Source organism: Microbulbifer sp. SH-1, from assembly GCF_011326135.1.
Lineage (GTDB): Bacteria > Pseudomonadota > Gammaproteobacteria > Pseudomonadales > Cellvibrionaceae > Microbulbifer > Microbulbifer harenosus.
In genome coordinates this window covers 4,656,069-4,669,713 of sequence record NZ_CP046948.1, presented here as the reverse complement: position 1 = coordinate 4,669,713, position 13,645 = coordinate 4,656,069, and the positions used below count along the sequence as shown (strand labels likewise).

Sequence of the window (13,645 nt, the reverse complement as noted above, 5' to 3'; positions counted from 1 at the left end):
AAAGTTGTGGGCGAAGGCGCCGATATCGGGGTCGGTCCTGGGATTGACACCGCCACAAAATTTCCCAAATGGCGCGTTCATTAGTCATAAATCGCGCCCGCTATGTTAGCGCCCGCTCAGGGTATATAATCCGCGCTCCAATTTTTCACCCATCAACTTGTTCACTATTTAGCCAGGACCAGCAATGAGCTTCGAGAAGGTTTCCCCGGGCAAAGACCTGCCCAACGACATCAACGTCATCATCGAGATCCCCGCCAACCACGCGCCGATCAAGTATGAAATCGACAAGGACGCCGACGCGGTATTCGTAGACCGTTTCGTAGCCACCCCCATGTTCTACCCGGCCAACTACGGCTACGTACCCCAGACCCTGTCTGAAGACGGCGACCCCCTGGACGTGCTGGTAGTAGCACCCTACCCGGTCATGGTTGGCTCCGTGATCCGCTCCCGCGTGGTCGGTGTACTGAACATGACCGACGAATCCGGCGTAGACGCCAAACTGCTGGCGGTACCCCACACCAAGCTGACCAAACTGTACGACCACGTGCAGGAAATCAGCGATCTGCCGGAGCTGCTGATCAAGCAGATCGAGCACTACTTCGAAAACTACAAGAAGCTGGAAGCCGGCAAATGGGTGAAGGTGGACGGCTGGGCCGACGCCGACGCCGCGCGCGCCGAGGTTATGGCTTCCCGCGAGCGTTACCTGAAAGAAGAGGGCTGATCACAGCCTTCCTCTCCCGAAAGCCGGCTTTACGCCGGCTTTTTTGTGCCTTGACATCGTGTCCGCCATAACCACAGCACTCGCGGCTAAGGTGCCGCCACCGACTCTCATCTCCCTCCGTAAACCTAATTGAAAATTCCTGTCGGGATATTTCCATCACTGGCGTTTACCCAATTACGGCTCCCATAAATAACGGCCGTGCTTTGACATAACAAAAATTCGAAATGCCAAATAACAAAAGAATGGAGAAACCCATGCAAAGATCGCGTGCTCACACTGCGCTGTTTCAAAAGACACTGCTCGCCGGCACTATTGCGGTGATTTCCGCAGGGGCCGCTGCCCAAGAGCAACAACAGGAACAGGCGGCCGATGGCAAGACCGTGGAGGAAGTTGTGGTGACCGGCATTCGCGGCGCACTGCAACAGTCGCTGGACGTCAAGCGCGATGCCACATCCATCGTGGACGCGATCAGCTCAGAAGACATCGGAAAATTCCCGGATAAAAACGTCGCCGATTCCCTGCAGCGCGTACCTGGCGTGTCTGTGGACCGTATCTGGGGCGAAGGCCGCGATATTTTTGTACGCGGCACCGACAGCACCCTCAACCGCACCCTGATGAACGGCCAGAATGTGGCTTCCGCCTACTGGTGGGCCAATGACAATCCGAGCCGCGGTTTCAACTACTCCATCCTCGCGTCGGAGCTGGTATCCGCGCTGGAAGTCTACAAGAGCCCGGAAGCCCGCCACGACGAGGGCAGCATCGGCGGTATGGTGAATGTGCGCACACGCAACCCCCTGGACCTCGACCCGATGACGGTGAACTTCTCCACCGAGGGAACCTACAGCGAACTGCCGGACCAGTGGGACCCGCAGATATCCGGTCTGCTGAGCTGGAAAAATAATACCGAGACTTTTGGTGTACTGGCCTCGTTCAACAGCCAACAGCGCACCATGCGCCGCGATGGCCTTGAAGTGTTTCCTACCAATGACCTGTACAGCGTTACCGACCAGAACGGCAACGTGACCGAGAACGTGTATGTGCCCTGGGGCGGCGGCTCCGCAATTTTCCAACAGGACCGCCAGCGGGATACCGCGAATATTACCGTGCAGTTCCGCCCCTCGGATCGCTGGGACCTGGCTATGAACTACGTCGCCTCCGATATGGAAATGGACAACAGCAACCAGAACTACCTGTTCGTGGCGGGCGGTTACAAGATCCCGAACGGGGATGTGGTCACCAACCCGGTGTTCATTCCCACCAGCGATGGCAACCAGGCCCTCGTCGGCGGTGTGATCGAAAATCCGAACAGTATCGGTGTTGCGGATGAACCTATTGTGCGCGACTCGTTTGTGGAATCCGAAGTACTGGACTTCGCCGCAGACTATGACGGCGACGGCTGGCAATTACACCTGCAGGCAGGCAACACCAACGCCAAAGGCGGCAGTACCAAGGATCGCAACTACTGGTTTGAAGGCAATGCCGCGGAAGATCTCAATTTCGGCAAGAACACCAATGAATTCAGTTTCCCCGGCGTAGATCCGCTGGATGGCAGCACCCTGCATCTGAATGCGGCCAACCTGCGCGACTGGGTTCGCATCATGGAAGACGAGGAAACCTATTTCCAGGCGGACGCCAGCATCGATGTCGAACTCGGCTTTATCACCGCCATCAAGACCGGCCTGAAACTGCGCGATCACACCATCGAGAACAACCGCCAGAACGGCTCGGTAGACGTGAACAATCCCGACATTGCCGAGCAGGTGGCCGCGCTGAACGCCATTACGCTGGCCGATGTGTCCAGCGGCCCCAGCCCGGTACTGCACGGCGAAGGGGCCACCTCGGGCTCCCTTACCCGCTACGCCTTTCTGGATACCGGTCTCGCGCAGCAAAAAGTCGACAGCATTCTTGACGCCGGTGTCATGACCTATGCGGAAGACCAGCGCGCCTACTACAAAATCAACGAAGAAATCACCGCGGCCTATGCCCAGGCGGAGTTTGAAAGCGGACAGCTGCACGGCAATTTCGGCGTGCGTCTGGTGGAAACCGACCAGACCTCTCACGCGTATATCGACGGCGAGCGCGGCGCGGTCGGTCGCAGTTACCGCGAGGCGCTGCCGAGCGTCAACGTGATTTACGATCTCTCGGAGGAAATCATCCTGCGCGCCGCCGCCTCCCGCGCCATGGCCCGCCCGACGTTCCAGAATCTGAGTTCCAACATCGTGATCAATGCCACCAGTGGCACCGCCACCGCCGGCAACCCGATGCTGGACCCGATTTTTGCCGACCAGTTTGAGATCGGTGCGGAGTGGTACTTCAACGATGCCAGCCTGCTGGCCGCCACCTACTTCAACAAGGATCTGAGTACGTTTGTTTTCCAGGATACCCAGGTTGAGAATATTGACGGCCAGAACATCAATGTCACCCGCCCGTACAATGCCGACAAGGGCGCGGATATCCAGGGTATTGAATTGCAGGTACAGCACGACTTCGGCAGTGGTTTCGGTGCACTGGCCAACTACACCTGGACCGATGCGAAGGTTCCGGCAAATGAAGACGGCACGCGGCTAGAACTGCCGGGCAATTCCCGCGATCAGTTCAATGCGTCCGCCTACTATGAAAATGACGCAATCAGCCTGCGCCTTTCCTACAACCTGCGTTCGGAATCCTACGGCGGCCTGACATCCGGCTCCCAGCTGGTAACCGACCAGTACGATCAGTGGGATGCCACCGCCAATTGGATGGTGAACGACAATGTGGATATTTTCCTGACCGCAGTGAATCTCACCAACGAGATTATCTATATGCGCACCGCAGACGGCATTCCGGTGGGTTTTTACGAAAATGGTGCGCGCTTCAGCCTGGGCGCACGACTCAGTTACTGACCAACGGCGCGCTGAACAATCCACTTTCCAACAGGCATCACCTTGTCACCTTTTAGGGCGCCCATCGGGCGCCATTTTTCATTCGCCTTTAGCCGTTTACCCCAAAACAATTTCACACTTTAGTGAATTTCCAAACGGAAGCGCACAGATTCATACCCAACTTATGCGCTCCCGCAGTAAAGTGACCATATATTCAATTCATTCAATGGCTCCGAAATGCATTGGCTCTATCGCTACGCCTCCTGGAAAAAGGCGGGATTTTTTCTCGCGCTCAATTTTACCCTGCAGGCAATCATCCTGCTGGTCTTTTATCCGGAGATCAGCGCAACACTGGAGCCTCTGGATATCCGGGTGGGGCTGACCGCCGATGCCATTGAAGACTTTCTCGGCGCGATCGGCAGCGATGGCAGGGCGCTGTATTTTTTTAACGAGAGCGTACCGGACATGCTGTTCCCCGTCGCCTACGCCTTTGCCTACGCACTGTTGATGGTGCAGCTCATCAAGGCCTGCGGCCAGGTGCATACGCCACTCAAATACCTTGCGTTACTGCCCTTTGCCATCGCCCTGTCTGACATACTGGAAAACCTGCAGATGCTTGTCGCCATCCACAGCTATCCCACCATCGCCCCCGCGCTGGTGCGCGGTCTGGCCGCGGCCAATCTGGCAAAGCATATTTTCACCACGCTGGTAGTGAGCGCCCTGGGTGTGCTGTTCGTCTGGCTGCTGTGCAACCGCCTCTGCCAGGTGCGAATTCCCGACTGAATTTCCGGCCATATCTGGGCCCGTTGACTCACCGGCGTATAGCCGGGTTTTCGCAATCGGGAAGCAGAGCCATGAGTAAAGCGGTGAATGCGCTGCGGCTGGTGTGCCGCAGCGCGGCTGAAGGTGCTGGTGTTAGCGTCGCCACAGAAGCTGGATGCGAGTTTTAACACTAACCGCTAGCGCGGTTCGAGCACCAGAACGCGCTGGTTATTTTTATTGATGCGGGCACCAAAACCCTGCTCCAGCGCAAAGGCGAGACCGTCGGCATCGCCTATATTGAATACGCCGCTGATGCGCTGATCCGCCAGGGCATCGCCCACCAGCACCATTTTGCGCGTGGTGTAGCGGTTGTATTCGGCAATGGCATCTTCCAGACGTTCGTTGTCAAAATAGATCCGTCGGGTCTGCCAGGCGGTGACCTGCTCCAGGTTTACCGACATTACGCCGCTGTTGTCACCCGGGCGCGCAGCGGTGTAACGAACCCCCTGCCCCGGCAACATTTTTGCCAGCTGCCGCGGCTCGCCGCCGGCATCCTGCGCGCGCACCTCCACCACGCCTTGGGTCACCGCCACGCGCACATTGCCCGCCTGCAGCGCAACATTGAATGCAGTTCCCAGGGCGCGCACTTCGGACCCCTGCACATTGACGACAAAGGGACGTGAGGGATTTTTTGCCACCATGAAAAACGCTTCGCCGCGTTCGAGAAACAGGGCGCGCTGGGCGCGCCGGTAGCGTACGCCCACACGGCTGTCGGTGTTCAGCATCAGCGTAGAGCCATCGTCGAGATGCACAACACGCTGATCGCCAATACCCGTCTGGTAGTAATCAATCGCGTAATAATCCCGCACCAGCAGGGCGGCCACAGCGACCAGTACCACCGCGGCAATACCGCTCACCCAGCGCCACTGGCTGTAGAACCGGGAGCGCCGGCGTACCGCCTTGCGGATTTCCGGCAGACCGGCATTCAGCTCTGGGTCGTCTTTCAGGAACGCGGTCATCAGGCCCAGCTGCTGGCATTGGGCAAACGCCTGCCGGTGCCGGCCATCCAGCTGCAGCCACTGCTCCAGCGCGTCCGACTCGGCGGCACTCATGGTGCCGCTCTGCTGCCTGGCAAGCCAGTCTGCGGCCTGTTCGCGAATGGTACCGTCCAGTTTGCGCGGGGCTTTATCCGTCGTGTGTGTTGGGTCCGTCGTGTGCGTTGGGCTCATAACAACTCGTTCAATTCTTGCTGCAGGTGCTTCAGGGCAGTGCTCATGTGACGCTCGACACTGCGGGTGCTGATGGACAGTGCCGCCGCCACTTCCGGATAGGTCATTTCTTCAAAACGGCTCAGCAGGAATACCTTGCGGGTAACCGGCTTGAGCCTGAGCAGGGACTGTTTCAGTTGCTGCAGACTCTGTTGCCATTCGGCACTGCCCTGGGGTGATACCTGCGAACTCGCGTGGTCTTGCTCATCAAAACTCTCGTGCTGGTCTGCCCTCCGGCGCAGTTGGCGCCGCAGGCTGTCGCGCACCAGATTGGTGGCCACGGTATACAGATAGGCCCTGGGGTTTTCCCGCAGGGGTTGTAGATCCTGCAGGCGCAACAGTTTGATATAGGTTTCCTGCAGGATGGTTTCCGCCTCCTCGCGCCCGCCGGGCAACATGCGGGCGACGTAGTGACCGAGTGCAGAGTGATATTCACTGTACAGTGCTTCGATAAAGGCACTGTTCTCGCCGCATGCGTCCGCGACCGGAGACGGCTTCACCAGCCGCAGCGCTGCGCCGGACCTGAAGTTCCGCAACTTGAAACTACGCACGCCGGCCCCCCGAGGTCACGCAACCGCTCTTTGTCTGTATTGTTCGCAAACGTTTACCCATAACCTCTGTAAACGACAGGCGGAGCAAAACCCCGACAGCATCCTTCAGCTTTTTTACTTATTTCTTTTTTTGCGGACGAACTGCCCGTCCCGGCCTTCCCAGGTACCGCCCGGGCCACCCGTTTCCTTGCGACGTCCGGCGATTATCAGGTATTTTGCCGATCTGCGGTAACGACCCCGAATCGCCACGACTGGTTTCCGCCCAACGATAATAATGACCAAAACACCTATCGCCGCCGAACTGAGGCGCATTGGTCCTGCACTGGTTCTGCTGCAGGCACTGCTGCCAGTGCATCCCGCCCGCGCCCTGCCGGCGGCGCTTCCGCACACGACAACAGTAGAAACGAGCGATCCCGCGTGGTTTGCCCGCGACACCATCCCGTTTGATCTGCCCGCTCAACCCCTGCATCAGGCGCTCACCCGGTACGCCGAACAGGCCGGCGTCCAGCTGTTCTACCGCAGGGAGCAGCTGCCGACACAAGATTCTCCATTGATCCGCGGGCAAGGCAGCCCGCGAGCGGTCATCGCACAGCTACTGGCCGACACCGGCCTCGACTTCCGGCTGGGCAGCAATCGCACTCTGGTGATCAGCGCACCTATGCCGGGCACCGCGGACTCCGCAAGTGCGATAGCGCCGCCGGCGACGGCCAACCCAATGCGCCCTCTGGAGGAAACTTATGTAACCGGCGTTCGCACCAGCCTGCGCCAGAGTCTCGCCACCAAATACGCCAGTGAGAACCTGGTGGAAATCACCACCGCGGAAGATATCGGCAAGTTCCCCGATCACAATGTGGCGGATGCGCTGCAGCGGATCGCCGGGGTTTCCGTGGACCGGGTGTGGGGCGAAGGGCGGGACGTGAACATCCGCGGCACCGACAAGGATATCAATCGCACACTGTTGAATGGCCAGCATGTGGCCTCGGCCTACTGGTGGGCAAACGACAACCTGAGCCGCGGTTTCAACTACGCCACCCTCGCCTCGCAACTGGTGCAGTCTCTCGAAGTACACAAAACCCCGCGCGCGGATCTCGACGAGGGCAGTATCGGCGGCACGGTGATCGTGCGCACACGCAAACCGCTGGACATGGATAGCCGCGCCCTGCACCTGTCTGCCGGACAGCAGTACAGCGCGCTGGCGGGTGACTGGGCGCCCCAGGGCTCGGCCCTCGGCAGCTGGAAAAACGACGCACAGACCTTCGGCCTGCTGGCGTCGCTGAACTGGCAGCGCCGGGGCAGCCGTCGCGACGGTCTGGAAACCTTTGCCGACAACAATCTCTACACGATTACCGATGGCCAGGGCACCGTCACCGACAAGGTCTACGCGGTCTGGGGCGGCGGTTCCGCAATGCTCGAGCAGGAGCGCCGTCACACCACGAGCAACCTCACCGCCCAGTGGGCACCGGATGCCCGCTGGGATCTGGCGCTCAACCTGCTGCGCTCGCAGATGGACATCGACAATCGCAACCACAATTTTCTGTTCTCGCCCGGAGGCTACAAGCTCAGCGAGACACCGGCAGTGACGGTGACCGATCCTGAATACCTGACCAGTGACGACGGCCACAAAATTCTCGCCGGCGGCACCCTCGGCAATCCGGACAGCGTCGGTGCGATTCTCGACAGCATCCAGCGTCAGGCGTATATCGATACCGCGGTCAACGATATGGATATCCGCCACCGCGGCGAGCGGTGGGAGAACCATGTGCAGTTCGGCCACACCAGTGCCCGCGGAGGTACCAGCCACGATCGCCTGTACCGCTTCACCGGCAATAGCCGGGTGCGCTTTCATCTGGACCGCAATACCCTGGAAGCCGAATACCTCGACCTGGACCCGCAAAATCCCGCAGCGCTGGACCATCTGTCGCCGCTGTCTCGGGACTGGGTGCGCGCCATGGACAGCCGCGAGCATTACGCGCAGTGGGATCTGGGGCGGGATTTCGGAGACGGCTGGTTGCAACATGCCCGGTTCGGCCTCAAGTACCGCAACCACCGCGTGGAAAACAATCTCACCGTGGGGGAAATCGACACCGAGAGCGCCGCCTGGCAAACATTGCATAACATCGGACTGGACCAGGTAAGCGGCGGCCTCAGTCCATCACTCAGCGACCAGAGTGCCAGCGCCGACACGCTGGTGCGCTATGCGCTCACCGACGCCGCACTGTTGCAGTCGGTCATCAACCCGCTGTTCAACGATGGGGCCATGCGCTATCGCTACGATCGCAGCGCGTATTTCAGTATTCGCGAACAGAGCCTCGCCGCCTACGCCAGTATCGATTTCGAAGCCGGGGCCTGGGCGGGCAATGCCGGTGTGCGCGGCGTCGGCACCCGGCAGCGCGCCAGTGCCTATGATCGCGATCAGCTGCACCATGCCGACAACCGCTACAGGGACCTGCTGCCGAGCGTCAATCTGCAATACCGGATGGATGAGGACCTGCTCGCGCGCGTCGGCATCGCCCAGGTTATGGCGCGGCCGAATTTCAAGGATCTGACACCCAATATCATCGTCGAGCCCACCAGCGGTTACGGCGCCGCGGGCAATCCGCAACTGGAGCCCTATCGCGCGGATCAACTGGATCTCGCCTTGGAATGGTATTTCGCCGACGCCTCGCTGCTTTCCGCCACGGCGTTTTACAAAGACATTTCCACGTTTGTGTACCCGCACGTGAACCCGGAAATGATCGACGGCGAATTGCACTACATCACCCGGCCGCAGAACGGCCCGGGTGCGACCATTCGCGGGCTGGAACTGCAGTGGCAACAGGGATTCAGCGGCAACGTGGGGATACTCAGCAATTACACTTACACCGACGCCAGCGTGCCCTCCGCTGACGGCAGCCGCACACTGGAACTGCCGGGCAATTCGCGCAGCCAGTTCAACGCATCGCTGTATTTCGAAAACCCGCGCCTGGACGCGCGCCTGAGCTACAACTACCGCTCGCGCTCCTACGGGGAGATCATCGCCGGCTCCCAGAGTGAGACCGCGGCATACCAGCAGTGGGATGCCACCGCGCAGTGGCGCTGGTCGGCAACGCTGGCGTTTTCCGCCGAGGCGATCAATCTGACCGACGAGGTGATACGGATACACAGCGCCGCGGGCATACCCCAGGGCCTTTACGAAAATGGCCGCCGCTTCGCCGTGGGCGTGAAGATGGAATTCTGATCTCGCCGGCAACTCGCTGTGCCGGCAAAATCTATGGCAGAAAACCGGTCGACCGGGAGTGCCGCTGGAGAATCAGTCCTGTACTTTGAATATCGCCTTGCCGGTGATGTGATTGGCCAGTTTCCAATCGGGTACTGTCACCGGCGGCGGGGTCTCCTGCTTGCACTCTGAGGATTCCACCAGATTGCCCTCAGCCGGCTTAAGGCTCAGATGGCTGACCGGCACCTGCACAGGTTCCTGCCGGGCACGCTCATGCTCCCGCAGCAGATAGCCCTCCATCGGTGCCAGGGAGAGACCCGATTCCGCAGAAGGCTGCGCGGCGACCGGTCTGTCGCCAGATTCAGGTTTGAGTACAGACTCGGGCTCAGGCCTTGCAACCACCGCGGGCTCCGCTTCCGCCTTGAGCGAGGACTGGGCGCCGAGCTTTGCCAGGGTCGCCACAAGCTGTTCCGCCTGCGCCTGTAGCAACCCTTTCTTGATCGCCAGCGGGCGGCCGCTAAACAGTTTGTCCACCGCTGCGGGACCAAGCCTGAACAGACGCGCAAAATTGGCTTTGACATCGGCGACGGTGTATCCGGGCTGCAGATCGCCACGGAAGATCACACTGTAGGTGGAATCAGACATGCAAGAATCTCGCTCGAGAGTGGTGCCGCTGCGATCGGCTTGTCATTGTTTGCTGCGGTCTATTCAAACGGATTCAGTCTTCGGAATCCAGTGTCTGGTCCATGGTGAACGCGGGCGCGGCGACACTTTTTGCCGCAACAACACGCGCCGGCACCCCGGCCACGGTGGCGTGCGCGGGAACATCGCGCAGCACCAGGCTGCCGGCGGCGATCTTGACCCCTTCACCGATAGCGACCGGGCCCAGGATCTTGGCGCCGGCGCCGATCATTACACCCCGCCCAATTTTCGGGTGGCGATCTCCGCCGCCACAGCCACTGCCGCCAAGAGTGACCGAGTGCAGGATGGAGACATCGTCGCCCACAACACTGGTCTCCCCCACCACGAGGCCTGTGGCGTGGTCGATCATGATGCCGCAGCCAAACGTGGCAGCGGGGTGGATATCCACAGCAAACTGCTCCGACACGCGGCTCTGAAAGTACAGCGCCAGTGTGTGCCGACCTTTTTTCCACAGCCAGTGGGCAATGCGGTGAGACTGCAGGGCGTGAAAGCCCTTGAAGTAGAGAAACGGGGTGAGATATTGGTCGCATGCGGGATCGCGGTCGTACCAGGCGCATATGTCCGCCTGCATACAGCGGGAAATTTCCGGTTCGTCTGTCAACGCCGCGGCGATCACTTCCTGCAGGGCAGTGGCGGTGAGCGCGGCGTGATCCAGCACCGACGCCAGCTGGTATGCCAGCGCGCGGTCGAGACTGCGGTGGCGCAGCACGGTATTGTGGAAATAACTGGCCAGAACCGGCTCGCCGGCAGCGGCCGCCGCCGCCTCCGCGCGCATGGTGGACCAGATTTCGCGATGGTTCAGCTCACTGACGTTGATGGCATCTACTCCCGTATTCAACCTTCTGCGGGCGGTGAAAACACCCCTTAGAGGCGCTGCAAATTGGCCGGGTAGGCATCGTCCGGCACCGCAATAAAGCGCGCAAAGATTTCGTCGATGGCGCCGCAGGCGATTGCCGACAACATTACTTCCGCACCCGCCCCGGCCTGCTGGCAGCGCTGAAGCTGCTCACACAGCAACTCACCGGTCAGCAGTTGCTGGAACTCCCGTGCCCGAGGTGCGTAACTCAGATGCCAGCGCTCGGGGGCCACGCCGCCGCGATCTTCGGCATAGGGACGGAACAGCCCGTAGCTCCGCCCCTCGGCAATGCGCTGATCAAGCCAAACGTGGAAGGGACCGAAAACCCCCTCGTCCGCAACCTCCTCTGGCGTCAACTGCACGTGGTAATCCTCCGCCACCGCGGCGGCGTCGATCACATCGAAGTCCGTACCCCAGTGATGACGCGATCCGCCGGGCAGCGCGGACCAGCGCAATATAGCGAATACGATCTCCTCTGGCGACATACAGGTCACGTCCAGCTCACGGCACGCGCTGTCGAGTAGCGGCCGCTGGCCACTGACTTTGGCATTCCAGATAGTGCGCTGGCGTTCGAAACTGCGAAACCCCGAAACCACTTTCGGATGGAAGCCCGCGTCGCGGGCGTCGCGCCGCAACTGGTCAAACGCGGTGAGCGCCTCCGGGTGCATCAGCTGCCCGGAGACCGGCTCAAGAATTACATGCGCATCACTGAGTCCGAACAGCATGTCACGCAGGAGACTGTGCATGGTCGAAATACCTCTGGAAAATTTCCTTGGGAAAAGCTCACAGCAAAACCTGAGAAATAGGACTAGGCTTTTCTGCAGATGTGACTAAATAGCACAAATGTGCCAATCAAAGACCGCTGCGTCGATATACACCGCGGCCGCGCCACCCGGGCACTATAACGCTTCGGGCGCCCTGGCAGCACTGCCGCGCGGGCGCCGCGAGCTGACAAAGCAACATTTTCTCCGGAGATGATCGCGGTTTGGCCTTTTATTTTTTTGTGCTATGTTGCACGCCTGTTGTGTTTGGCCCCGAAGAGGGTCAAACGGAAAAGGATTCAGGTTGTGTTCGCCGGCGGTATTTTCCGTCGAGCGGGAACGGGATGCGGTTGCGATTGGCAACCAGAGAGTCTCAACAGTTCAGGGAAGAAATTTATGCACCCAAGTCAATCAGAGTTGTTGAAACTGAAAAACCTGGGACTTGCCTCTGTGAATATTCTCCACTCCATCGGTATACGTTCCCTGGAAGATCTGCACAGGGTAGGCCCGGTGGAAGCGTTCGCCAGCATCCGGCGTCGCGGCATCAACGTCTCCCGGGTGTTGCTCTACGCGCTACAGGGCGCACTGCTCGACATACACTGGAACGATCTCGACCCGGACCTCAAGGCCAACCTGGTGAGCGAAGCGGAACAGTTACTCTCGCGAAAAGACAGCGCCTGACCCCAAAACCCTTTCATTCCGCTTACGGCGCACCCGCCGCCGCGCCACTTTTTATTTGCAACACCGGCAACGCCCGATTCATTTTTCGGGTGCCGTCAGGTGCCTGTAAAAAATGTCATGTACACGCGGTGGAAATCCTCGCGGGGCCCTTGCAATCAGCGCCGCCCGACCTTATTAAAATCCGGAATACGGGTGCCCCGGTCACGCGCGGATACCCGCTCGGACACGGCACTGGATTCCCAACCATTCGTTTTTTTACTCGGACTAAAATGGTTCCGGATTTCTCACCGACACCAACACTTACAACCACCTTTTCTGGAGAAGGCTGATGCTGCGAATAGGGCTTTTCCTGCTGACCAACCTGGCCGTCATGCTGCTGGTCGGTATTATTTTCAACCTGCTGGGTATTCAGGGGATTCTCGATGCCAACGGCGTCAATCTGAACCTTCCGGGCCTGCTGTTGATGTGCGCGATTTTTGGTATTGGCGGCGCGTTGATTTCGCTGTTGATGTCGAAAACCATCGCACGCATGTCCACCCGCACCCAGATTATCGAGCAACCGCAAACGGCGGATGAGCGCTGGCTGGTGGAGACGGTGCGCGAGCTGTCGCAGAAGGCCGGTATCGGCATGCCGGACGTGGGTATTTTCCCCATGCCCCAGGCCAACGCCTTTGCCACCGGCTGGAACCGCAACAATGCGCTGGTCGCGGTCAGCGCCGGGTTGCTGCAACGTTTCAATCGCGACGAGGCGCGCGCGGTGATCGGCCACGAAATTGGCCATGTGGCCAACGGGGATATGGTGACGCTGGCGCTGATTCAGGGCGTGGTAAATACCTTTGTGATGTTCTTCGCCCGCCTCGTGGGTTTCTTCGTCGATCGGGTACTGCTGCGCAATGAACAGGGGCTCGGCATCGGCTACTACATCACGTCCATCGTCATGGACATGGTGTTCGGTGTATTTGCCATGGTCATCGTCGCCTGGTTCAGCCGCCGCCGCGAATACCGCGCGGATGCCGCCGGTGCCCACCTCGCCAGCCCCAACGCCATGATCGCCGCACTCGCGCGCATCAAGGCGGAATCGGAAGCAGGCCGCGAAGAGCCGCTGCCCGCCAACATGAAGGCATTCGGTATCTACGGCAACAGCATGGCTGCGCTGCTGGCCAGCCATCCGCCCCTTGAGGATCGGATTCTGGCGCTGCAAAATTCTGCCCGTTAACGCTTTCGCGAGCGCAGCCGGTCCCAGTTTCGGACCGGCTGTCGAACGATAAACCGGATCAGAAATCACC

At 59.8% G+C, this 13,645-nt stretch carries 11 protein-coding genes; 6 read left to right on the top strand and 5 right to left on the bottom strand.

Annotated elements, in window-relative coordinates:
• The first annotated feature begins 184 nt into the window (after nucleotides 1-184).
• The 3 genes from ppa (at nucleotide 185) to GNX18_RS19320 (ending at nucleotide 4,365) form a co-directional block, all read left to right on the top strand.
• Nucleotides 185-721 carry an inorganic diphosphatase gene (gene ppa, locus GNX18_RS19330; protein ID WP_166220187.1) on the top strand — a complete coding sequence of 179 codons (537 nt, stop codon included), beginning with the start codon at nucleotides 185-187 and terminating at the stop codon, nucleotides 719-721.
• A gap of 254 nt (nucleotides 722-975) precedes the next feature.
• Nucleotides 976-3,603 carry a TonB-dependent receptor gene (locus GNX18_RS19325; protein WP_166220185.1) on the top strand — a complete coding sequence of 876 codons (2,628 nt, stop codon included), beginning with the start codon at nucleotides 976-978 and terminating at the stop codon, nucleotides 3,601-3,603.
• Nucleotides 3,604-3,819: 216 nt separating this feature from the next.
• Entirely contained in the window at nucleotides 3,820-4,365 is a 546-nt protein-coding gene (locus tag GNX18_RS19320) for a hypothetical protein (protein WP_138236028.1), read from the top strand.
• Between the two features lie 176 nt (nucleotides 4,366-4,541).
• Here GNX18_RS19320 and GNX18_RS19315 read toward each other — a convergent pair whose 3' ends face one another.
• On the bottom strand, nucleotides 4,542-5,573 hold the full coding sequence (locus tag GNX18_RS19315; protein WP_166220183.1) for a FecR domain-containing protein: 1,032 nt from the start codon (nucleotides 5,571-5,573) through the stop codon (nucleotides 4,542-4,544).
• Nucleotides 5,570-6,163, bottom strand: coding sequence for an RNA polymerase sigma factor (locus GNX18_RS19310; protein ID WP_166220181.1), 594 nt, complete (start codon nucleotides 6,161-6,163; stop codon nucleotides 5,570-5,572). The genes GNX18_RS19315 and GNX18_RS19310 overlap by 4 nt, the downstream gene beginning before the upstream one ends.
• A 274-nt stretch (nucleotides 6,164-6,437) precedes the next feature.
• On the opposite strand from GNX18_RS19310, the gene GNX18_RS19305 reads away from it, so the two are divergent.
• Nucleotides 6,438-9,380 carry a TonB-dependent receptor gene (locus GNX18_RS19305; protein WP_166220179.1) on the top strand — a complete coding sequence of 981 codons (2,943 nt, stop codon included), beginning with the start codon at nucleotides 6,438-6,440 and terminating at the stop codon, nucleotides 9,378-9,380.
• A gap of 72 nt (nucleotides 9,381-9,452) precedes the next feature.
• On the opposite strand, the gene GNX18_RS19300 is transcribed toward GNX18_RS19305, so the two are convergent.
• The 3 genes from GNX18_RS19300 to GNX18_RS19290 all read right to left on the bottom strand — a co-directional run bounded on the left by GNX18_RS19300 (nucleotide 9,453) and on the right by GNX18_RS19290 (nucleotide 11,663).
• On the bottom strand, nucleotides 9,453-10,004 hold the full coding sequence (locus tag GNX18_RS19300) for a hypothetical protein (RefSeq protein ID WP_166220177.1): 552 nt from the start codon (nucleotides 10,002-10,004) through the stop codon (nucleotides 9,453-9,455).
• 73 nt (nucleotides 10,005-10,077) lie between these two features.
• The gene (gene cysE, locus GNX18_RS19295) at nucleotides 10,078-10,836 is read right to left on the bottom strand and encodes a serine O-acetyltransferase (protein ID WP_138236081.1); all 759 of its coding nucleotides are present in this window, start codon (nucleotides 10,834-10,836) and stop codon (nucleotides 10,078-10,080) included.
• An 89-nt stretch (nucleotides 10,837-10,925) separates the two neighbouring features.
• Entirely contained in the window at nucleotides 10,926-11,663 is a 738-nt protein-coding gene (locus GNX18_RS19290) for a M15 family metallopeptidase (RefSeq protein ID WP_138236033.1), read from the bottom strand.
• A gap of 411 nt (nucleotides 11,664-12,074) precedes the next feature.
• Between GNX18_RS19290 and GNX18_RS19285 the strand changes: the two genes are divergently transcribed.
• Together GNX18_RS19285 and htpX are read left to right on the top strand one after the other, a co-directional pair.
• Entirely contained in the window at nucleotides 12,075-12,359 is a 285-nt protein-coding gene (locus GNX18_RS19285) for a TfoX/Sxy family protein (RefSeq protein ID WP_138236034.1), read from the top strand.
• Between the two features lie 328 nt (nucleotides 12,360-12,687).
• Nucleotides 12,688-13,575, top strand: coding sequence for a protease HtpX (gene htpX, locus GNX18_RS19280; protein WP_138236035.1), 888 nt, complete (start codon nucleotides 12,688-12,690; stop codon nucleotides 13,573-13,575).
• The last annotated feature ends 70 nt before the right edge of the window (nucleotides 13,576-13,645 follow it).